At 70.8% G+C, this 22262-nt stretch carries 16 protein-coding genes; 10 read left to right on the top strand and 6 right to left on the bottom strand.

Annotated elements, in window-relative coordinates; all coding sequences use genetic code 11:
* Positions 1-166 precede the first annotated feature (166 nt).
* Together OG371_RS02270 and OG371_RS02265 are read left to right on the top strand one after the other, a co-directional pair.
* A complete protein-coding gene (locus tag OG371_RS02270; RefSeq protein WP_329065021.1) occupies positions 167-1450 on the top strand; it encodes an MFS transporter in 1284 nt (427 codons plus the stop codon).
* Positions 1447-5016, top strand: a complete 3570-nt coding sequence (locus tag OG371_RS02265) for a hypothetical protein (RefSeq protein WP_329065019.1) — start codon at positions 1447-1449, stop codon at positions 5014-5016. The genes OG371_RS02270 and OG371_RS02265 overlap by 4 nt, the downstream gene beginning before the upstream one ends.
* Here the strand turns inward: OG371_RS02265 and OG371_RS02260 are convergent.
* Together OG371_RS02260 and xylA are read right to left on the bottom strand one after the other, a co-directional pair.
* Positions 4926-5312, bottom strand: coding sequence for a hypothetical protein (locus OG371_RS02260; RefSeq protein ID WP_329065017.1), 387 nt, complete (start codon positions 5310-5312; stop codon positions 4926-4928). The two genes, OG371_RS02265 and OG371_RS02260, sit on opposite strands and share 91 nt — an antisense overlap.
* 344 nt (positions 5313-5656) lie before the next feature.
* Positions 5657-6805 carry a xylose isomerase gene (xylA, locus tag OG371_RS02255; RefSeq protein WP_329065015.1) on the bottom strand — a complete coding sequence of 383 codons (1149 nt, stop codon included), beginning with the start codon at positions 6803-6805 and terminating at the stop codon, positions 5657-5659.
* 102 nt (positions 6806-6907) lie between these two features.
* Here xylA and OG371_RS02250 point away from each other — a divergent pair, with 102 nt between their 5' ends.
* Positions 6908-8062 (top strand): ROK family transcriptional regulator, encoded by a 1155-nt coding sequence (locus tag OG371_RS02250; protein ID WP_329065012.1) that lies wholly within the window; start codon positions 6908-6910, stop codon positions 8060-8062.
* Between the two features lie 64 nt (positions 8063-8126).
* On the opposite strand, the gene OG371_RS02245 is transcribed toward OG371_RS02250, so the two are convergent.
* Positions 8127-11342 carry a S8 family serine peptidase gene (locus OG371_RS02245; protein ID WP_329065011.1) on the bottom strand — a complete coding sequence of 1072 codons (3216 nt, stop codon included), beginning with the start codon at positions 11340-11342 and terminating at the stop codon, positions 8127-8129.
* 351 nt (positions 11343-11693) lie between these two features.
* Between OG371_RS02245 and OG371_RS02240 the strand changes: the two genes are divergently transcribed.
* Both OG371_RS02240 and OG371_RS02235 read left to right on the top strand, forming a co-directional pair.
* A complete protein-coding gene (locus OG371_RS02240) occupies positions 11694-13163 on the top strand; it encodes an amidohydrolase (protein ID WP_329065009.1) in 1470 nt (489 codons plus the stop codon).
* 109 nt (positions 13164-13272) lie between these two features.
* Positions 13273-15630: a GH92 family glycosyl hydrolase gene (locus OG371_RS02235; protein WP_329065007.1), complete on the top strand. Its 2358-nt coding sequence runs from the start codon at positions 13273-13275 to the stop codon at positions 15628-15630.
* Between the two features lie 42 nt (positions 15631-15672).
* On the opposite strand, the gene OG371_RS02230 is transcribed toward OG371_RS02235, so the two are convergent.
* A complete protein-coding gene (locus tag OG371_RS02230; RefSeq protein WP_329065005.1) occupies positions 15673-16395 on the bottom strand; it encodes an SDR family NAD(P)-dependent oxidoreductase in 723 nt (240 codons plus the stop codon).
* Between the two features lie 17 nt (positions 16396-16412).
* Positions 16413-17858 (bottom strand): DHA2 family efflux MFS transporter permease subunit, encoded by a 1446-nt coding sequence (locus OG371_RS02225; protein ID WP_329065003.1) that lies wholly within the window; start codon positions 17856-17858, stop codon positions 16413-16415.
* 51 nt (positions 17859-17909) lie between these two features.
* Between OG371_RS02225 and OG371_RS02220 the strand changes: the two genes are divergently transcribed.
* From OG371_RS02220 to OG371_RS02200, 5 genes are all read left to right on the top strand, one after another.
* Positions 17910-18629, top strand: a complete 720-nt coding sequence (locus OG371_RS02220) for a TetR/AcrR family transcriptional regulator (protein WP_329065001.1) — start codon at positions 17910-17912, stop codon at positions 18627-18629.
* 33 nt (positions 18630-18662) lie between these two features.
* Entirely contained in the window at positions 18663-19484 is an 822-nt protein-coding gene (locus OG371_RS02215) for a hydrolase (protein WP_329065000.1), read from the top strand.
* A 106-nt stretch (positions 19485-19590) separates the two neighbouring features.
* Positions 19591-19785 (top strand): zinc finger protein, encoded by a 195-nt coding sequence (locus tag OG371_RS02210; protein ID WP_329064997.1) that lies wholly within the window; start codon positions 19591-19593, stop codon positions 19783-19785.
* On the top strand, positions 19767-20252 hold the full coding sequence (locus OG371_RS02205; RefSeq protein ID WP_329064995.1) for a hypothetical protein: 486 nt from the start codon (positions 19767-19769) through the stop codon (positions 20250-20252). The genes OG371_RS02210 and OG371_RS02205 overlap by 19 nt, the downstream gene beginning before the upstream one ends.
* A gap of 426 nt (positions 20253-20678) precedes the next feature.
* Positions 20679-21185: a DUF2127 domain-containing protein gene (locus OG371_RS02200; RefSeq protein ID WP_329064993.1), complete on the top strand. Its 507-nt coding sequence runs from the start codon at positions 20679-20681 to the stop codon at positions 21183-21185.
* Between the two features lie 28 nt (positions 21186-21213).
* On the opposite strand, the gene OG371_RS02195 is transcribed toward OG371_RS02200, so the two are convergent.
* Positions 21214-22182: an ankyrin repeat domain-containing protein gene (locus tag OG371_RS02195; protein ID WP_329064991.1), complete on the bottom strand. Its 969-nt coding sequence runs from the start codon at positions 22180-22182 to the stop codon at positions 21214-21216.
* Between the last annotated feature and the right edge of the window lie 80 nt (positions 22183-22262).

Raw genomic sequence — 22262 nt, 5'->3', positions numbered from 1 at the left:
GGTGCGTCATAAAACACCACCCTCAGCACATAACATGAGAATGAAACGATTCACTGGGCTAAATCGGCCACGAACAAGCGGTTGTGCACGACTGTGGCGGCCGTTACCCTCCACCGTTAATACGTTTCAATCCATCCGCGTCACCGTCGACGAGGAGAAGTGATCCATGCCAGCTCCCGAAGTGGTCGGTATCTCGGCAGGCACCGGTGAGGACACCGTGACCCGCCAGCAGTGGAAGTGGTCGGTGCTCGCCGGGATGGCGTCCTACCTCGACGCGGGGTCCATCGTGGCCCTCGGTTCGGGGCTGGCGCTGTTCCAGGTCTACCTCGGGCTCAGCAGCGGCGCGCTGGGGGCGCTCGCGGCGATCGGGCCGAACGCCATCGGCTGCGCGCTCGGCGCGTTCGTCGGCGGACGGCTCGGGGATCGCCTGGGGCGCAAGCGGATCTACAAGTACGACCTGCTCGTCTACGCGCTCGGCATCCTCTGCATCGCGCTCGCGGTGAACGCGCCGATGCTGTTCATCGGCACCTTCGTGGTCGGCATCGCGGTGGGTGCGGACGTGCCGACCTCGCTCGCGCTGGTCGGCGAGTTCTCGCCGTCGAAGCACCGCGGCAAGCTGCTCAGCTTCACCCAGATCGCGTGGAACGCCGGGCCCGTGGTGGTCCTGCTGCTGGCCCTGGCACTGTCCGGTTTGGACTTGCTGGGGATCAGGATCGTGTTCCTGCACCTGTTCGTGGTCGCGCTGGTCACCTGGGCGATGCGGCGCGGGCTGGCCGAATCGACGCGCTGGCAGTCCGCGACGGCCAAGGGCGCGACCCAGCGCTTCCAGGCGCTGTTCCGCGGCGCGAACCTGAAGGCGCTGGGCTGGACGGGCACCGTCTACCTGTTCTGGGGCCTGGCCGCCGGTACTTCGGGGCTGTTCACGCCGTACATCGTGCAGACGCTGCACGCGGGCGGGCAGGCCGCGGGCGTCGCGTTGTCGTGCGCGGGCTTCGTGATCGGCATCCTCGCGACGATCCCGTTCATGCGTTACATCGACCGCGGGCACCGCACCCGGCGCGCGCTCTGGGGCGCGGGCGCGGTCATGCAGGTCGCCAGTTACGCGGTGTTCCTGATCTTTCCCTTCAACGTCCCGGTGATCGTGGCCAACATCGTGCTGTTCGGCATCGGCTCGGCGATCGCGGGCGAGGCGGTGTACAAGATCTTCAGCCAGGAGCTGTTCCCGACCTTGCTGCGCGGCACCGCGCAGGGCTTCACCTTCGGGGTCGCGCGCACGGTGCTCGGGGTGTGGAGCTTCTTCGTGCCGGTGCTGGCGAGCGCGGGGATCAGCGTGATCGCCGCGCTGCTGTGCGCCTGCCTGGTGATCAGCGGCGTGGTCGGGTTCTTCTTCATGCCCGACACCTCCGGCAAGTCGCTGGAGCAGATCGAAGCGGAGCGGGCACTGGCATGAGCGCGGACGAACTGCTGCACCGGTTCCTCGATCCCGGCCCGGAGTACAGCCCGCTGCCGATCTGGTGGTGGAGCGGCGCCCCGGTGACGCGGGAGCGGCTGCGGCGCCAGATGGAGCAGCTGGTCGCGCAGGGCGTCCGCCAGGCCGTGGTGATGTGCCTCGCCCCGACCGGGCCGATGTTCGGCTCGGTCGCGGACGATCCACCGTTCCTGGGTCCACAGTGGCTCGAACTGCTCGGCCAAGCCTGCCAGGACGCCGAAGAGCTCGGCTTCCACCTGTGGATGTACGACCAGATCGGGTTCTCCGGCGCGAACTTCCAGGGCCGGCTCACCGCCGGGAACCCGGATTTCGCCGGCCTCGCGCTGCGGCGCGGGGCCGGCGGGGCCGAGGTGGCGGTCAGCGGGTTCGACTACTTCGGCGTCGAGGCCTGCGCGGCGCTGCTGGACCAGGTGCACGGCACGCTGGAGCGGCACGTCGGGCGCTGGTTCGGCTCGGTCATCCCGGGCTTCTTCCAGGACGAGCTGCCCGCGATGCCGACCTGGGGCCGGGATTTCGCGTCGACGTTCGCCGAGCACTACGGTTACGAGCTGCCGCTCGCCTCGCTGTTCGAGGGTGAGGACGAAGAGTCCGCCCGCCACCGTCGCGACTACCACGCCCACCGCGCGCGCCTGGCCCGTCGCGCGTTTTTCGACCCGCTCGACGCCTGGTTCGCCGAGCGCGGCCTGATCTGCGGGTTCGACCAGCCGACGCCCGCGCGCGAGGGCGACCCGGTCGGCGGCGTGCAGGTCTACGGCGACTACCTCGGCACCCACTCCGGCTTCGGCGCGCCCGGCAGTGACCATTGGGGCGACCCGAAGGTGCACAGCTCGCTGGCCCACGCGCACGACCGCCCGCGCACCTGGATCGAGGCGTTCCACTCCTCGGGCTGGGGCGGCACGCTGGAGGAGACCTACGACTGGCTCGCGCCGTTCCTGCGCCGCGGCGCGAACCTGTACGACCCGCACGCGGTCTACTACTCGACGGCCGGCGGCTGGTGGGAGTGGGCGCCGCCGTCCACCTGCTGGCGGCAGCCGTATTGGCCGTCGTACCACCAGTTTTCCACGGCGGTGACGCGGCTCTGCTCGGTGCTGGCCGCGGGGGAGCACGTCTGCGACACGATCCTGCTGTCGCCGACGTCGACCGCGCAGGCGTACCTGACCCTCGACGGCCCGCTGCCGCCCGCCGAGCGCGCCGCCGCCTGTTACCACGAGCTGAACGGCGTCAGCACGTGGTTCGCCGAGCGGCGCGGTGTCCTCGAACGCGCCGGGATCGACCACGACACGCTTGACGAGGCCACGATCGCGGGTGGTTCGGTTGTCCACAACGGACTGAAGATCGGCCGCGAGACGTACCGCTCGGTGATCCTGCCCGAGGTGACGGTGCTGGACCCGGCCGCCGCGGCGAAGCTCGCCGAGTTCGCCGCCGGTGGTGGCCGCGTGGTCTGTGTGGGCACCGCGCCGGTGCCGAACGCCGTGGTCGTCGAACGGGCCGAGGAGGTTCCGGCGGCACTGGCGGCCGGGGACGTCCAGGCCGACGCGCCGTTCCTGCTCCGCCGCCACGGCGACACGTACGTCCTGCTGCTCACCGCGCACGACGACGCGACGGGCACCGTCGCCCCGATTGTCCGGCTGGAGAACGAAAACTGGGCCGTCGAGGGGTTTCCGTGGGAGGAGTACTGGCAGCAACTGCGCGAAGACGGATACGACTTCGTGCCGCCGGGCGACCGGGTCGCGCACGTCCGCACCCGGGGGCTGCCTGCGCGGGCGCAGCGGTGGGACCCACGCACCGGCCACCGAGTCGACTTGTCTATTAAGGATGGTGCCTTCACGGTGCCGTTCAGCGACGGGCCGATCTCGCTGGTCGTGCTCGGTGACGACCTGCCGCCCGCGGACGCTCGGCCGCCCGGTGTGGTCGTGGGTGCCGCTGAGTTGCCTGGACCGTGGACGGCGCTGGCAGAGTCCACACTGGACAATTCCGACGGTGATCTCGCCGCGGCGTCCCGGACGGGAACCCTGCCGTTGGAGGTCTGGCGGTTCGAGCATGACAGCGGCCCGGTGACGGCCACGTACGGCCCGTTCGCCGAGGTGCGCGAGGGCGACGGGGAGTGGCGGCCCGCGTCGTGGTCGCTTTCCCGTGGTCTGCAGAAGGACCCGATGCACAACGACACGTTGGGGCCCAAGGGTTACGTGCCCGAGGAGTTCCTGGACTGGCGGCACGTCGACGCGGGCGGCCGCGTGGCCGTGCGCACGTACCTCGCGCTGCCGGATCGTGGTGGGCTGTTCCTTGCGGTTGGTTCGGGTGCGGCTCGCCGGGTCGTGGTCGATGGCGTCGAGCTGCCGGTGCCCGAGGAGGGTTACCAGTCCTTCAGCCCGCTTCCGCCGGAGACCGCTGGCCGGACCGTGCCGGTCGAGATCGAGTTCACGGCGGTTGGTGATGGTGCGTTGCGAGCGTCTTTTGCGGTGGTAGCGGACGTCGAGGCTTACCGGCGTCCGGAGTGGATGGTCGGCGACGAACTCAGTTGTTCTTTCGCGCTCGACGGGTTGCCGGAGGACACCGTGGTGCACGTCGCCAGCGAGGGCGCGTGCAGCGTGCTGGTGAACGGGACCGAGGTCGGCAAGCAGGGCGACTTCAACCCGTACCCCGGTCATCGTGAGATCCGCGTGCACCCGTACGACGTGCGCGAGTTCCTGCGGACGGGCGAGAACACGGTGGTCCTGAAGCTGACCGGCGACGCGGCGGCGGCTTTCGACGCGCCCGGCCTCGGCCTGATCAGCGGGGCTGAGTGGACGGCGCGCGGGCTCCGCCGGGCACACTCGCGTGACCCGCGGTTCCTCTGCGCCGGCCCGCGGCCGCACCCGCTGCCCGGCGCGTACTGGCTGGAACCTGCTGCGGCGCAAGGGAATGTGGTCGCCGCCGTGGTCCCGGACCTCGCGCCCGGCGGCGAGCGTTCCGAGCACCTCACCTTCACGGCGCCGCTCGGCACCACTGCTTTCAGCGTCCCGACCGGGCTCGAGTTCGTGGCGCGTGTCGGCGAGGCGGAGCACAAACCCGTCGACGGTGTGGTCCGCTTGCCCGAGCCGCTCGCCGCGGGCATCCCGATCCGCCTGGAGTTCACGGCGGTCGACGGCCGCCGCGGCGGCGCGCTGCTCGACGGCGCCGTCTCGGTCGAGGTCGCCGAGGCGGCCACCCCGCTGGTCAGCTGGGAGGAACTGGGGCTACGGGCGCTCGGCGGGCACGTCCGCTATCGGACCAGGTTCACCGCGCCGTCCGGCCGGGTGGTGCTGGATCTGGGGGAGGTGCGCGGGACCGCGGACGTGACGGTCAACGGTCGCCTGGTCGACCGGCTGGTGTGGGGGCCGTGGCGGGTCGAGGTCACGGATGCCCTGCGGGACGGGGAGAACGAGCTGGAAGTCGTGGTCCGCGGCACCCTCGCGGGCTACCTCGACGACGCGTCGCCGACCACCGCGGTCGCGGCCGGCCAGGTGCGGACGGGACTGTTCGGGCCGGTCCGGATCGCCGTTTCGTAGCCGCGGGCCGCGGGCGCGCTGGTGTGGGTGGACTCGTCGATGACGGTGTTGCCGACCATGATCGTCCCCAGCGCCAGCGCGATCACGGCCAGAATCGCGCCCACCACGGCCACCGCTTTGCCCCGCCGCCGCCCGACCAGCCCGACGATCGCGAGCGAGAGCCCGGCCACCGCGGAGGGGAACGGGGTGTAGAGGCGGACTTGGTCGAGGTTGATCGGCAGCAGCGGGATGACGCAGCCGAGGAGGCCGAAGACCAGCGCGGCGACGGCTGGGACTGGGCCTTTGAGCGGGGGCATCGGTTGGCTGGGAGGCCATTGCTGGTGGGGAGGCGGGTATCCCTCAGCTGGCGTGGAGTATCCCAGCTGTGCCGGTGCCTGGCCCGGCGAGGAGTGCGCGGCGTCCGGCCCTGGCCCCGCCGCCCCGGGCTGCGGGCCCGGGGCGTTCGGATCGGGCGGCAGGCCGTACGTCATGGGGACTCCTCGCTCGCAGCTGACCTGACTGTGCACCGGCCGGCCGCGCGCAGGCTGAAGCCGCGGCGCGGCCACCGCGAGGAGACAAGATAGCGGGATCGGGAAAGCCCCACCAGGGGCAAAATCACCTGCCGGACCCGAGCCGACTGCGCGGGTCCGGCAGGCAAACCTCACCGGGTGCCGAGCAAATGCTCCAACGCCAACTGGTTGAGCCGAGTGAAGTGATACCCCCGTTTCCCAGCAGCCTCCACGTCGAACTCGTCCGCCGCCAGGTCGTCCAAGGTCTCGCCCGGCGAAAGCGTGGGAGTAGACAGCTCCGGCACCCGAGAAGCCGCCAGCGCCTCCGCCACCTCCGGGTCCTTCCGGAACGCCTCCGCCTTCGCCTTCAAGATCAGGTAAGTGCGCATGTTCGCCGCAGCGGAAACCCAGACGTCGTCGGGGTCCTCGGTGCGCAGGGGCTTGTAGTCGAAGTGGCGCGGGCCCGTGTAGCCGCCCTGTTCCAGCAGGTCCACCAGGAAAAAGGCGCTGGTCAGATCGCCGTGGCCGAAGATCAGGTCCTGGTCGTACTTCGGGCCGTGCTGGCCGTTGAGGTCTAGGTGGAAGAGCTTGCCCTGCCACAGCGCCTGGGCGATGCCGTGCACGAAGTTCAGCCCGGCCATCTGCTCGTGGCCGACCTCGGGGTTGAGCCCGAACAGCTCCGAGCGCTCCAGCTGCGAGATGAAGCCCAGCGCGTGCCCGATCGTCGGGAGCAGGATGTCGCCGCGGGGCTCGTTCGGCTTGGGTTCCAGGGCGAAGCGGATGTCGTAGCCCTGCGCGACGACGTACTCGGCGAGCAGGTCCAGGCCCTCCTTGTAGCGGGCCAGCGCGGCGCGGACGTCCTTGGCGGCGTCGGACTCCGCGCCCTCGCGGCCGCCCCAGACCACGTACGTCTGCGCGCCCAGCTCCGCGGCCAGGTCGAGGTTGCGCCGGACCTTGGTCAGCGCGTACCGGCGGATGTCGCGGTCGTTGCTGGTCAGGCCGCCGTCCTTGAACACCGGGTGGGTGAACAGGTTCGTCGTCGCCATCGGCACGCGCAGGCCGGTGGTTTCGAGCGCCGCCTTGAACCGCTTCACGGCCTTGTCGCGGTCCGGCTCGGTGGCCAGCAGGTCGTCGTCGTGGAACGTCACGCCGTACGCGCCCAGCTCGGCCAGCCGGTGCACGCTCTCCACCGGGTCGAGGGCCGGCCGGGTCGCGACGCCGAAGGGGTCGGCGGCCTGCCAGCCGACGGTCCACAACCCGAACGAGAACTTGTCCTCGGGGGTGGGGGCGTAGTCGTCCATGACGGTCCCTTCATTTAGTTCACGTTGTAGACTAAATATGCGACGCGGTGGGCCCGGCCGTCAAGGGGCCGCCGGTTACAGTGCCGGGAGGAGGGGGCGCGGATGACGCAGGCGGTGCGGCACGACTCGATGCGGGCGCGCAACCTCGAGCTGGTGCTCGGCGAGGTCAGCCGCCGCGGTCCGCTGACCCGCGCCGCGCTCGCGGAGCTGACCGGGCTCACCAAGTCCACTGTGTCCAAGCTGGTCGGCGACCTGCTGGACGCCGGCCTGCTGGCCGAGACCGGCCCCGCGCGGGCGGGCGAACGCGGCCGCCCCGGCGTCGAGGTGGTGCTGAGCGGCGGGCGGGTGGCGTCGCTGGGGCTGGAGGTCAACGTCGACTACCTGGCTGTGTGCCTGCTCGACCTGGCGCGCGCGGTCCGGTTCACGAAACGGCGCGAGCGGGACAATCGCGGCTCAAGGCCGGCGACAGTGTTGCGGGAGCTGGAAAAGCTGGCCACCGAAGCGCTCGGCGAGGCGTCCGCGCTGGGGCTGACGGTGGCGGGCGCGGTGCTCGCGGTCTCCGGCCCGGTCGGCGACGGCGTGGTGTTCAGCGCCCCGAACCTCGGCTGGCGAGACGTGCGCGCGGCCGCGATGCTGCGCCTGCCGGTGCCCGTCGACCTGGACAACGAGGCCAACCTCGGCGCGCTCGGCGAGCTGTGGTTCGGCACCGGCGGCGGCGATTTCCTTTACGTCTCCGGTGAAGTCGGCATCGGCGCGGGCCTGGTCGTCGGCGGCTCGCTCTTTCGCGGCGCGCACGGGCTGGCCGGAGAGCTCGGGCACGTGGTGGTGTCACCCGCGGGACCGCCGTGTCGCTGTGGGGCGGCCGGATGCCTGGAAACCTACGCGGGCCAGGAGGCTTTGCTGACGGCCGCGGGCGTCCGCTCGGTGCCGGATCTGGTGGCAGCGCTGGAATCCGGGGCCAACGCCGCGGTCGAGGCTTGCACGGCGGCGGGCGAGGCACTCGGCCACGCGCTCGCGTCGGCGGTCAATCTCCTCGACCTGGACCACATCGTGCTCGGCGGGATCTTCGCGGCCTTGTTCCCCTGGCTGGCCCCCGCGGCGGACCCCGTGCTCGCCGCGCGCCTGGGCCGCCTGCGCGGCTCCGTCCCCACCCTCACCGCTTCGACCTTGAGAGGCGACGCGGCCACCTTGGGCGCGGCGGGGCGGACGATCCACCGGATCCTCGACGATCCCGGCCCGTTCCTCAGCCGCGACTGAGACCGCCGGCAAGGCCTCCTTACCCGCGTCGCACGCGGGTAAGGAGGCCTTGCCGGACCCGGACTCAGCTCACCGCACGCACCAGCACCGTGCCGCCGCCGATGGTGACGCCGGCGTCGGTCACCACCGAGAGCGCGCCGCGCAGCACGCGGCCGGTGGCGGGGGCCGACGCGGCGGTCACCGTGGCCGGGACGGTCCACGACGAGCCCGAGGCGTGCGCCGCCGAGGGGTCATTCGCCGTGATGCCACCGAAAGCCGGGTTGGTGAACGCGTCGAGGTAGTCGTAGGCGGTGGTGCCCGCGGGCACCGCGTAGCCGTCGACCACCGCCAGCCACTGGCCCGCCGCCGGATTCGCCAGCGTCACCGACTCCTCGGAGTCACCGTCGGCGCTTTGCCCGGCCAGCACGCAAGAACCCGTCACGCAGTTGTAGACCGACAGGTCCAGGTCCGCCCCGACGTCGGCGGTGTTGCCGATCGTCACGGTCAGGGACGTCGAGCCCGGCGTCACCGTCAGCTGCGTCTGCGTGGACGCGCCCTGCGCGATGGTCGGCCGCTGCACCGAAGCGCTGGCGAACGTGCCGCCGACCAGATGACCCGTGAACGCGCCGAGCGTGTTCTTCACCGTGTACGTCCGCGGCAGCGCCACGCCGGCCTGGGCCGATGCGATGTCGTCGGGGTTCGGCGAAACCGCGGTGCCCAGCACCGAAGCGGAAATCCGGTACGGCGCACTGTCCACATCGGACGTACGGCGGGCCTCCACGGTGATCTCCCAGACGTCCGGCAGCGGGTTGGTCAGCGTCCGGCTGGTCGGCGAGCCGCCGGCGCAGCCCGCGCCCGCGTCCGGGTTGTAGCAGTTGGTGGACGTGTTCGAGTCCACCGGCACGCCCGTCGGGTCGTACCGCAGGAACCGCACCTGGCCCTTGCCCGGGTCGCCGCCCGCGCCGAGGTCGACCTGCAGCGCGCTCGCGCCCTGCGGCACCCGCACGAAGTAGCTGGCCGACGTGTTGCGCGCGATCGTCCCCGAGGCCTCGAACTTGCCGGTGGCCGGGGCGAACTCCGCCGGCGCGAAGACGGTGTTCATCGTCTGCACGTCGATGCCGATGGTCAGCGGATTGTCCAGGTACAGCAACGCGGAATGCACGCCCGCCGACTTCGGGTCCACCTTCACCGCGAAGGTCACCGGCTTGTTCAGCGGCAGTTGCAGCAGCGAGCCCGAGGAGAACGTGCCGTCGTTGCCGACCCAGCGCGCGAAGTACGTCACCGGCCGCGAAGAGCCCGAAGTTCGCGTGATCGTGTACGTGCGGGTGTACGCCTTCCCGACGGTCACGCCCTCGCGGTCGTGGATCCCGACGCCGACGCCCGGCGTCTTGAGCAGGTTCGCCTGCACCGTGTGCACCTCGACCGCGGTGGTCACCGCGTCCGGCTTCGGGTTGAGCGAAAGCGCGGCGAACGCGGCGGGGACGTTGAACAGCCCCGCGCCCTGCTCGTACGCGCCGATGCCCGGCACGAAGCGCGCCGTCGACTTGATCGCCGAGCGCAGTGCCGCGACCGGCGGCCGCTGTCCCCCGTGCGTTGCCTTGTACGCGCTCACCAGCAGCGCGGCCGCGCCGGTCGCCTGCGGTGACGCCATCGACGTGCCCTGCAGCATCGCGTACCCGGCCGGCAGCGTGTACGTGCCCGCCACCGGGCCCGGCGCCTCCCAGCGCGGCACGGTCGCGATCGCCGCGCCCGGCGCGATGATGTCCGGCTTGAAACCACCGTCCTCACGCGGGCCGCGCGAGGAGAACGGGTGCAGCGCCTCGGCCGCCTGCACCTTCGCGCCGTAGTTCGACAGCCAGGTTTCCCGCGTGATGTACGAGCCGACGCTGATCGCGTCCGTGGCCACCGACGGGTCGCCGACGGAGTTCGCGCCCGCGCCGGAGTTGCCCGCGGAGATGAAGATCTGCACGTTGTACTCGGCGATGGTGCGGTTGTAGAGCTCGGCGCGCGCGTTGTTGCCGTCGTTGAGCGCGGGCAGGCCGCCGATGGAGATGTTGATGACGTCCGCGCCGTGGCTGGCCGCGTACACGACACCGTCGAGCAGACCGCTCGAGGTGCACGAAGAGGTGCTCAGGCAGACCTTCACCGAGAGCACCTTCGCGCCCGGCGCGGCGCCGTCCATCTTTCCGCCGAACAGGTCGTTGCCCGTCGCGATGCCGGCCACGTGGGAGCCGTGCTCGGCGCCCGCGATGCCGATGTTGACGTACCCCGGCTTGTCGGTCTGGACCACAAACGCCATCCGCTCCGCGAGGTCCGTGGCCGGGTTGTCGGTGCCGAAGAAGCCGACGTCGAAGTTCTTGGCGTAGTCGGTCATCGGCTTCTCGTCGGTGAAGTCGCCGTTGCCGTTGAGGTCGACGCGCACCTGCTTCGTGGCGGTGTCCAGCAGCACGCCCCAGGAGTCGGTGCGGTCGCCGTCGCGGTTGAGGTCGCCGCCGGTTTCGCTGCCGGCGCCGCCCAGATCGCCCGCGGTTTCCTTGAACAGGCCGAAGGTGTACGGGCCGCCGGCGGGCGCGGTCCAGGTGCGGCCGCTCGCGGTGAACGTGCCGGTGTAGGTCTCGGCGGACTGCTTCACCCAGGTGCCGTCGCCGGAATCGGTGGCGTTGGCGTTGTACCAGTCGACGATCTTGCGCTCGCCGTGGCTGGTCTTGGCCAGCGCGGGGGTGTCGAGGTCGACGCCGGAGTCGAGCACGGCGACGGTGCTGTCCTTGCCGTCCCAGCCGCCGAAGGTCTGGCCGAACTGGGCGGCGTAGGTGTCGCCGGTGGGGAGGTAGGGATTGACGCGCGGGGTGTTCTTGCCCGGGGCCGGTTGCGGGATCGGAGTGGTCGCGCCTTCGGGCTTCGGGTCGTCGCGCTGGATCAGGCCGTCGACGTCCACGGCGCTCACCGTCTTGAGCTTCGCGGCCTTCTCGGCGTTCGCGACCGGGACGGAGACCTTCACGTAGTCGAGCTTCGGATCGCTCGACTGGATCACGCCGCCGAGCGCCTTCAGGTCGTTCACGGCCGCGTTCGCCTGACCGCGCTCGGCGGCCACGAGCAGCGTGACGTCGGGCTTTCCGGCGCGCTCGGCCTCGGCGACCCGGGCGCGGTCGGCCTGGTCGAGCGTTTTGCCCGCGGTGGGCGGGGGCTGGGGGACTCCAGGGGCCGCGTACGCGGCGGGCACTGCGACCGGGGCGGCGCCGAGCGCGGTGGCGAGGAGGGTGATCCCGGCCCGGCGTCTCCAGCGTGATCTGTGCTCTGTCATCCGTGCAGTACACAGTCCGGGATGATCCGCAGCAATCAGACACTTAGCCTATCGGCCGCAAATCGGCGTGAGACGAATGGCCTAACGCGCTCGATCCGTTGGACGGCAACACGATCCGCCGTTCTCCGGTGTGAAACTGGCGGCAACCGAGGGAGTTGAACCCTGCGCGGCTTGTGAAGGCGGCGCCCCTGACCGGCCCTGACCCTGCGGCGGGCGACGGCTGCCATGCGTTCTGCACTTGTCCAACACCGGGTTAATACCCAGAAATTCCGCCACTGTTACCTCGTTCACCCGTCCGGGCGGACTTGGCGGCGATTCCCTTCCCGGGCACCGGCCTGGCAGTCTGGCCCGATGGATGATCTACTCCTGCGCCGCGTCCGGGTCGGCCTCGACGGGCAGCTCGCCGACGTCCGCGCGAACGAGGGCCGGGTTTCCGCCATCGAGGAGCCCGGCTCCGGCTCGGGATTCGCCGCGCGGGTGCTCGACGGGCACGGCGGCACGCTGCTGCCCGGCCTCGTCGACGCGCACGTCCACGCCGTGCAGTGGGCCGGCTTCCGGCGCCGGATCCCGCTGGGCACCGCGCATTCCGCGGCCGACGCGGTGGAACTGCTGCTGCAGCGGCTGCTGTCCGCGCCCGCCCATCCCGGGTTGCCGGAGGAACTGGTGGTGGGCGCCGGTTTCCGAGACGCGCTGTGGCCGGACGAGCCGCACAAGGACATGCTGCAGCGCGCGCTGCCGGGGCGGGCCGTCGCGCTGTTCAGCGCCGACCTGCACACGTTGTGGCTCAGCCCGGCCGCGCTCAAGCTGATCGGCCGCGAGCACCCGACCGGCGTGCTGCTGGAAGGCGATTGCATGAGCGCCACGGCCGAGCTGCCGGCCGCGCCGGCCGAGGTGCAGGACCGCTGGGTCGCCGACGCGCTGACCGCGGCCGCTGCGCGCGGCGTCACCGGGATCGTCGACTACGAGTACGCCGACACGGTCGCGGACTGGACCCGCCGCGTCGCATCCGCGGCACCGGCCACGCGCGTCTCCTGCGTGATCGCGCGGCACCTGCTGGACGCCGCGATCGCGCGCGGCCACCACACCGGCGACGTCCTGCCGGACGGCGGGGGACTGCTGAGCGTCGGCCCGTTCAAGCTGTTCGTCGACGGCTCGCTCAACACCCGCACCGCCTACTGTCACGACCCGTACCCGGAGACGGATTCCCTGGGACTGCTGGAACTTCCGCCCGAGCAGCTGGTGCCGCTGATGCGCCGCGCGGCGGAGCACGGACTGGCTCCGGCGGTGCACGCGATCGGCGACAAGGCCAACACGATCGCGCTCGACGCGTTCGCCGAACTCGGCTGTGCGGGCCGGATCGAGCACGCGCAACTGCTGAGCGTCGAGGACATCCCGCGGTTCGCCGCGCTCGGCCTCGTCGCGAGCGTGCAGCCCGCGCACCAGCCGGACGACCGCGACGTCGCCGACCGCCATTGGCACGGCCGCACGGAGCGCGCGTACCCGTACCGCGCGCTGCTGGATTCGGGCGCCCGCCTGGAAATCGGCTCGGACGCGCCCGTCGCGCCGCTCGACCCGTGGGACGGCATCGCCGCCGCGGTCGGCCGCACGGACGACACCCGACCGCCCTGGCATCCCGAGCAGGCGATCCCGCTGGCGGACGCGCTGGCCGCCGCTTCGGGCGGGCGCCGGGGCGTCGCGGTCGGCGATCCGGCGGACCTGATGGTCACCGCCGCCGACCCGACCGGGCTGGCCCCGGCCGACCTGCGCGACATGCCGATCACGGCGACGTTCCTCGCCGGGCAGCCGACCCACCTGGCCTGAACCCGCGCCGAACCGCCCGGCCCGACCAAAGGCGGATTGACGGGACAAGCCGGACCGGCAAAGATCGTGGGCACTGGATTGACAACGTTGTCAGCACGAGAGGATCGCGATGAGAGCGCGGAAACGCGTCTTCGCCGCCTTGGCGCTCGCCTGCTCCCTGGGCGCCATGGCCACCACGGGCACCGCGGCGGCCCACGACCGCGGCCCGCAGTTCGCCGCCGACCCGACGAAGCTGGTCGACACTTCGATCGGCAACAACGGCGACGGCACCACCTTCCCGGGCGCCACCACGCCGTTCGGCATGGTGCAGCTGAGCCCGGACACCCAGCTGAAGAAGTACGCCTCCTACGACTACGCGCAGGACACCGTGCTCGGCTTCAGCCACACGCACCTGTCCGGCGTCGGCTGCCAGACCATGGGCAACTTCCGCTTCATGCCGACCACCGGCGCCGTCACCTCCTCGGACCCGGCGCAGTACGGCGCGAAGTTCAGCCACGCCAACGAAACCCGCGAGCCGGGCTACTACGGCGTGAAGCTCGACAACGGCATCCAGGCCGAGCTGACCGCCACCCAGCGCACCGGCCAGCACCGTTACACCTTCCCGGCCGGCGCGGCGAGCGAGAACGTGCTGATCGAGGTCGGCGAGAGCAACGGGTACACCTACGCCGGCGACGTCCACGTGGTCGGCAACGACACCGTCGAGGGCTGGCTGCAGGGCGGGAACTTCTGCGGGGAGACGCAAAAGGAGCGGTACCGCGTCTACTTCAGCGCGAAGTTCGACCGGACGTTCTCGGCCGTCGGCACCTGGACCGACGGCAAGCTGACGCCGAACCAGCGTGACGCCTCGCTCGGCACACAGCGCGCGGGTGCCTGGCTCACCTTCGACCCCGCTCGCGGTGGCCAGGTGGGCGCGTCGGTCGGGGTGTCGTACACCTCCGTCGACGGCGCGCGGCTCAACCGCAAGGCGGAGCAGCCGAAGTCGTTCGACCGCGCCCGCGCCGCCGCCCACAGCACCTGGCAGGACGAGCTGAACCGGATGCGCGTCGCCGGCGGGGCCACCGCCGATCAGCGCACGTACTACAGCGCGCTCTACCGCTCGCTGCTGCACCCGTCGATCGGGTCCGATGTGGATAACCGGTACCGCGGCTTCGACGACCAGGTGCACCGCAGCGATTCGCCGTACTACCAGATGTTTTCGCTCTGGGACACCTATCGCTCGCAGAACCAGCTCGTCGCGCTGCTGCACCCGGACAAGGCCGCGGACATGGCGAAATCGATCCTGCGGATCTACCAGGACGGCGGCTGGGTGCCGAGGTGGGCGCTCGGCGGCGGTGAGACGAACGTGATGAGCGGCGACCCCGTCACCCCGTGGATCGTCGACAACTACCGCCGCGGCCTGCTCGACGACCGCACCGCGCGGCAGCTGTTCGACGCGTTGTGGAAGAACGTCAACGAGGTCCCGGCCGATCAGTCGATCTTCCGTGGCCGCGACGGCAATCCGACGTACGTGCGGAACGGCTGGATCGGCTACCAGGACCGGCCCGGCTACACCTTCGGCGACAGCCGTCAGGCGGGCTCGGCGACGCTGGAGTACTCGCTGGCCGACTGCGCACTGTCCACAATGGCGTCCGGGCTCGGCTACCTCGACAAGGCGGCCACGCTCGCCCAGCGTTGTGACAACTTCACGAAACTGTGGGACCCGAGCATCTCCTCGCACGGTTTCACCGGCTTCCCGCGCACGAAGGCGGCGGACGGCACCGGCGTCGGCGATCCCGACCCGGCGCAGTCGACCGGTTTCCACGAAGGCACGCCGTGGCAGTACCAGTGGCTCGCGCAGCAGGACCCGCAGCAGCTGTTCGCGCAGATGGGCGGCGCGGGCCAGGCGGAGAAGCGGCTCGACACCTTCTTCGACACGCCATTGGTGCTGACCGATCCGGCGAAGGCCGCCGCGGACTCCTGGGTCCACGGCGCGTACGACTACCACAACAACTTCGCCTTCAACCCCAACAACGAGCCGGACCTGCACGCGCCCTGGATGTACGCGTGGACTGGCGCTCCGTGGAAGACTTCGGCGGTGCTGCGCGCGGCGCGGACGCTGTTCACCGACACCCCGTACGGCATGCCCGGCAACGACGACCTCGGCACCATCTCGTCGTGGCTGGTGTTCTCGATGGCCGGGGTGTTCGAGGCCCAGCCGGGCTCGAGCACGTACCTGATCAGCGCGCCGATGTTCGAGAAGGTGGAGATCCGGCCATCCGGTGGGCGCCCGGTGAGCATCGAGGCACCCGGGGCCAGCGCGGCCAAGCTCCAGTATGTGTCCGGTGTGGACACTCGCCGGGGCGAGCTGCGCCAGAGCTGGCTGAGCAACGAGGACTTCCTGCGCGCCGGCACGATCCACGTGCGGCTCGCCGACCAGCCGACGAGCTGGGGCACGAACTCCGCCCCACCCCCGCTGGCCCGCTCCTGATTCGCCGGTGGCCGTTCCCTCGCGGGGGCGGCCACCGTCGGTTCAGAGCAGGGATTCGCCGTCGCGGAAGAACCCGCCGGTGGGACCGTCGGGCGGCAGCGTCGCGGCCCACACGATGCCGCGGGCGCTGTCGGCGGCGGGGCGGGCGTCGTCTTCGTCGCCGCGTTCGGGATGGGTGGCGGTTTCACCCGGGTCGACGGAGTTGACCAGGATCGGGGTGTCCTTCAGCGCGTGGACGAGCACTTCGGTGAGGACGTTCAGCGTGTGCTTGGCGAAGGAATGGGCCGGCGCGCGCAGGCTGGCGCGCAGGTCGAGGCCGGTGGCGATCTGCAGCGCGGAGACGCTGGAAACGTTGACGATGCGGGCGGCGGGGGCCGCTTCGAGCAGCGGCAGCAACGTCTGGACCAGCTGCCAGGGCCCGAGCACGTCGATGTCCAAAGCCGAGCGGACGGCGTTGACATCGGCTTCGAGCGCGGAGAGGGCGGTGAAGTCGACGACGTCGCTGGCGTTGTTGATCAGCACGTCGAGATGGCCGGTCAGGCGCGCGGCGGCTTCGGTGATGCTGGCCGGGTCGGTGAGGTCGAGGCGCAACGCGGTGGCTTGGTGGCCGGCGGCGCGGAGTTCGGCGGCGAGCGGTTCGGCGCGGGCGACGTCGCGGGCGGTGAGGATCACGTGGTAACCCTGCTCGGCCAGGAGGCGGGCGACCGCGAACCCGAGGCCGACGGGACGGCTGGCGCCGGTGATCAGGGCGGTTTTCGTAGGCACAGTAAGGTTCTTTCGGTTCAGTGGCCGGCCGGCTGGGAGTGCTTCGGCAGCAGTCCGACCAACAGCAGGACGAGGAAGTAGATGCCGGCGCAGATGGCGAACACCAGCTCGGCGGCGGCGAAGTAGGACGGGTTGGCGGGGGCGCCGACGCGGGCGAAGAACACCGTGCCGAGCGCGGCGACACCGAGGGCGCCGGCGAACTGCTGGGCGGCGTTGAGCAAACCCGCGCCGGTGCCGACCTCTTCGGTGTTGGCGTCGCCGAGGATGAAGTCGAACAGCGGGATGAACAGCAGTCCGGAACCGGCGCCGGTGACGAACAGGGCCGGCGCCAGGTTCCACACGGTCAGGGCTTCGCCCCAGTGCGCGGCGGACCACCAGAGGCCGAGCAGCCCGGCGACGGCGACGGCCAGTCCGAGGAACAGGTTGGCGCGGCCGAGCTTCTCAGCGAGCACCGCGCCGGACACCAGGGTGGCGACCGCGGTGCCCGCGGCCCAGGGGATCAGCGCGAAACCGGTCTGCAGCGGGGTCCAGCCCAGGCCGGACTGCAACAGCAGGTTGACGACCAGGACAAACGCGCTGAGCGCGGCGTAGAACCCGCCGGTGATCAGCAGGCCGACGAGGAAACTGCGCTTGCGGAACAGCGACGGGGTGATCACCGGGTGGCTGCTGCGGCGTTCGGACACGACGAACAGCCCGAAGGCGGCCAGCCCGGCGGCGATCATCACGTACGTCCAGGCGGGCCAGCCGAGCTCGCGGCCCTGGATGAGCGGCACGATCAACAGGGCCGAGCCGGCGGTGAGCAGGCCCGCGCCGCGGAGGTCGAGACGGGCTCGGCGGTCCTCGCCGCTGTGGCGCGGCAGCACGAACCAGGCGAGCGCGCCGGCGGCGAGGCCGAACGGGACGTTGATCAGGAAGATCGAGCGCCACTGGCTGCCGAACAGGTCCAGGTGCAGCAGCCAGCCGGCCAGGATCGGCCCGGCCACCGTGGCCAGGCCCATGATCGGGCCGAACGGCATCAGGGCTTTGCGCAGGTGCTGCGGCGGGAAGACGATCTTCACCAGGGCCATGCCCTGCGGGATCATCACCGAGCCGAACAGGCCCTGGAACACGCGGGCGGCGATCAGGAAACCGGCGCTGGGCGCGAGGCCGCAGGCCAGCGACGCGGCGGTGAAGCCGGCCATGCCGATCAGGAACAGCCGGCGCCGGCCGAGCAGGTCGCCGAGCCGGCCGGAGGTGATCAGGCCGAGGGCGAAGGCCGCGGTGTAGGCGGACAGCACCCACTGCAGCGTCATCGGCCCGCCGCCGAGGTCGGCGCGGATCGAGGGGCCGGCGAGGTTGGCGACGCTGGTGTCGATCAGGTCCATCAGCTCGGCGACGACCACGACCACCAGGACCAGCCAGGCCCGGCCGAGGGGGAGGGGAGCGGCTCTGGGCGGCTCCAACGAACTTAGTTCTGTAGTCACGAACAATGTTCTACTCGGCGAACTAAGTTCGTGTCAAGCTATAGTGACTGCATGCCCACCGATCCCCGCCAACGCCGCGCGGCCCTGCACGTCCAGCCTCGGGAGGACGTTGCTTCGCCGAAGAAGCGCAAGACACCGATCACGGCCGACCGGATCACCGACGCCGCGCTGCAGGTCATCGCCGCCGAGGGCTACGACGCGCTGACGATCCGCCGGGTCGCGGCCGTGCTCGAGACCGGGCCGTCCTCGCTGTACGCGCACATCGTCAACAAGGACGACCTCGACGATCTGCTCATCGGCCGGCTCTACTCCGAGATCAAGCTGCCCGAGCCCGACCCCGCCACCTGGCGCGAGCAGTTGCTCGACGTTTATGCCCAGATGCGCGACCAGTACCTGAAGTACCCGGGCGTCTCGCGCGCGGCGCTGGCCGTGGTCTCCACTCACCTCGAGACGCTGCGGGTCGGCGAGGGGCTGCTTGCCATCCTGCTCGCCGGGGGTCTCGAAGCTCAGACCGCCGCGTGGGTGCTCGACGCGCTGACCCTGTACGTCAACGGCTATGCCCTGGAACGCTCACTCGTCCAGCAACGACGGCAACACCACGACGACGACTGGGTCCTCAGCCGCGAAGAACTCGTCAGCCGGCTGAGCGCCCTGCCCGCCGACCGCTTCCCGCACACCAGCCGTCACGCGGCCGAACTGACTTCCGGCAGCGGCCACGACCGTTTCGACTTCACCCTCTCGCTGATCCTCGACCATCTGACCCGGGCTTGACCTCGACCTCGGTGGAGGTAACAAGGTCGTGCCATGACGATCTGGATCTGTACCGGATGCGGCCTCGAGCACCCGGATTCCGTTGTGCCGCCGGAACATTGTGTCTTCGACCGCGGCGCGGTCACCGACGAGGAGCGGGGTGACCTCGGTCCGCACGGATCGTGGACCACGCACGAGGAGCTGGCAGGCCGGCCGTACGAGATCCGGCACCGCGACCACGGGCGCGGGGTGCACAGCCTGCGTCGCGAGCCCGTGCTGGGGATCGGCCAGTGGTCGTTCCTGGTGCAGACCCCGCGCGGCAACCTGCTGTGGGACCCGCCCGTTTTCGTCGACGACCAGGTGGCCGGCCTGGTGCGTGCGCTGGGCGGGGTGGCGGTGATCGCGTCCAGCCATCCGCACATGTTCGCCGCGCAGGTCAGCTGGAGCCACGCGTTCGGCCGGGTGCCCGTGCTGGTGAACGCGCTGGACGAGGAATGGGTGGCGCGCCCGGATCCGGTGCTGGAGCTGTGGACCGGCCACGCCGAACCGTTGCCCGGGGTCGAACTCGTGCACGTGGGTGGGCACATGCGCGGCAGCGCGGTCGCCCGGACGGCCGACGGCACGTTACTGGTCGGCGACACCATTGCCGGCAGTCTGGACCCGGGCTGGGTTTCGTTCCAGCGCAATGTCCCGCGGCGTGTTCCGCTCTCGGCGGCGGCGGTGCGGCGCATCGTCGAGAGGTTGGAGCCCTACGAGTACGACCGGCTTTACACCCTCGGCGGAAACACCGTCGACCGTGATGCGAAGCAGATTGTGCGTGCTTCGGCGACTCGTCACATTCGCTGGGTCAGTGGTGAGTTCGACCATTTGATCTGAGCCGATTTCCGGTGTTCCCGGAGTCGTGATCACCCACGCCGGGAATAGGTGTCACCGCCTGCCGACGGCTTTGCTGGCGGTCATGGTCCGGAATGGGGTGATCGTCGTGTTCAGATGGCAGCAGGCGGAAGGGAAACGACATGCGTTCGAGGGGGTGTTCCCGCCGCGGCCGGAGGAGTCGTTCGTGGCGTTGTGCGGAGCGGAGGTGACCGTGACGCGGGAGGACATCCCGCAGCTCGGCGGGCACTGGTTCGATCCCACGTGCGGGGGATGTGCGTCCACGTGGCTGAACCGCAGCTGACCGATGCCCGGCTGACCGACGCCTGGCTGACCGACGCCCGGCTGTTCGACCGGATCCGGGACCTGGAGGCTTCGCTGCCCGCGGATCTGGCCTTCCTGACCCGGGCCGTCGAAGAGGAGTCCCCTCGCCCGGACGCCCTCCGCGACCTCGGCGAGCGGCTGGTGGACCTGGGCGGGGCGTTGCTGCGCCGGTCGGAGGAGGTGAACGCCGCCATCCTCGCCACTCTGCCCGCGCACGGCTGGCTGCCGGGCGCGGGCGCGCGCCGCCGCGCCGCGGGCCTGGCCCACCAGGTCGGCCGCCGCCCCCTCCGCTGCGGCGCGGTGTTCCTGGCCCTGTGCGGCGCCGCGTGTTTTCCCTTCTACGGCAAGGATCCGACCGACCGCACGGCCCGACATGAGCACTGCCCGACCTGCCTGGCCAGGGAGGGAACAGCGACGCTGCCAGCCGGCGACGCTGCTGGACAGTGACCCGATAGGACGATGGCGCGGCTGGCGGTGGTGTGGCTGGGTAGCTGGGTGTGTGGTGCGGCGGGGCAGCAAGCGGTGGAGCGGCTGGGTGGTAGAGCGGCTGGAATGGTGCTGCGGCAGGGAGGTGAGGCGTCTGGAATGTTGACGTGGCAGGCATTGCAAGGCGCGCTCGATGCCCCGACGCCGCGATCGGGAACCCCACCTGGTCGACGGCGCAGGCTGGCAGCAGTGTGTCGGCAGTGGCCAGTGTCCGCAATCGCGCGGGGCGGCGCAGTGAATGCTGCCCCAAATGCCCGTCTGGTCGCGGTTTGATCGGCAGGCGCGGCCTGCGCCCGGATCCGGACCCGGGCACAAGGCTCGCGTCGCCGTTCCGTGTCGGAGGGCTCAGAACGAGCGCGGCCTGCGCTTTTCGTGTTGGCTGGACGGATGAGCGAGGACAAGCCGGCGAACTCGACGGAGAAGCTGTTCCGGATCGCGATCGCGCTGAAGGGCCTTGATGGCGCGTTGCAGCTGGTGGGGGCGCTGATTCTGGCGTTCATCCCGTCGACGGCCGTCACCGGGTTCGCGCATGCGGTGATCACCCGGGACCTGCTGGGCGACCCGTCGGGCACGCTCGCGCGGCATCTGGAGCTGGCGGCTGAGCACTTCGCCGACGGCAGCACCAAGACCTTCGCCGTGGTGTACCTGCTGGCGCACGGCGTGATCAAGCTCGCGCTGGTGTTCGCGCTCGCCCGCAAGTGGGTGCGCGCCTACCCGGTCGCGATGGTGGTTTTGGCCGCCTTCGTCGTTTACGAGGTGTACCGCGCGATCAATACCGGCTCGATCGCGCTGCCGTTTTTCGCGGCGCTCGACGCCGTGATCATCGTGCTTGTGTTCCGGGAATACCGGCAGCTACGTCGTCAGCGGCGCTCGGCTCAAGACGCTCCCCAGTAATCACATCGCCCCATAGTCACACCGCCCATTATTCGCGGTCCGGCAAGCGCAGCCAGACGTCGGCCGGACCCGTGACGGGCCGGGAGTCGGTCGGCCGCAAACTCGCGTACGCGAAGGCGTACGCAAACGCGTGGTGCCGATAGAGAAAGCCGAGAAGCACCTCTTCCGCACTCGCGTTCTCCTCGACAGAACCGCTGCCGGGGCGGAGGTCCCAGGCCTCGAGGACACCGTCCCGGACGATGTCCCCCTGGTTGCCGCTCTTGGCATTCGAGAACACGCCGTAGCCGACCGTGCCCACCGACAGCAGCTTGCCGACCACCGGCGAGGAAGCTCGGGGTCCCCATGGCTGAGTCACGACGCAGCCACCGGGCACGTCGCTCACCCCGACGATCGGACCGATTTCCTCGAAATCGTATGACCACGGATCTTCCAGGATGTCCGCCATCTCGTCGGTCCCGTCGTCCTCGACCGGTTCCGCCTGCAGCCGCCGGATGGCCTCCGCCGCGTCGACGTTCGCGACGCACATCACGCTGGCGCCCTCGAAATAGCGGTCGTCGAGCACCGCGACCAGCTCTCGCGCCTGGGCGCCGGCCAGTGCTTCTGCCTCGTCGAGGTAGCGGCTCACCCCGGTGGGCGGCGGCCCGAACAGATCCGGGTCCGGCGTGGCCAACGCGAGCCTCCCGGGCGACCAGCCCGCCATCATCGGCCGCCAGGGGTCGGCACCCGCTTCGGCCAGCGCCAGCGCGTTGTCCGGCCGTTCGCCGAAAACAGCCAGCCAGAGGGGCGTCCGGCCCTCGTGCAGCACATCCACCTCGCCGGCCCGCGCGGCCAGCTCCGCGACGACCTCCGGCCAGCCGCGTTCCGCCGCCTCGTGCAGTGGCGTTCCCCAGAACGAATCCATGGCGAGCGGGTCGGCCCCCGCTGCCAGCCGCTCGCGCACAGCGGCCAGGTCACCCCAGCCGTCCCAACCCAGTCCTGCCCAGTCCCCGGTCCGCATGGTCCCTCCCCGATCCGTTGAAGCCGACCGTAGCGAGACCCACCGACAATTTTCGCACCCCAACCCAGAACAACCCGAAT

The sequence above is a fragment of the Amycolatopsis sp. NBC_01480 genome, assembly GCF_036227205.1.
Classification (GTDB): domain Bacteria; phylum Actinomycetota; class Actinomycetes; order Mycobacteriales; family Pseudonocardiaceae; genus Amycolatopsis.
This window is presented reverse-complemented; position numbering and strand designations above follow the sequence as displayed.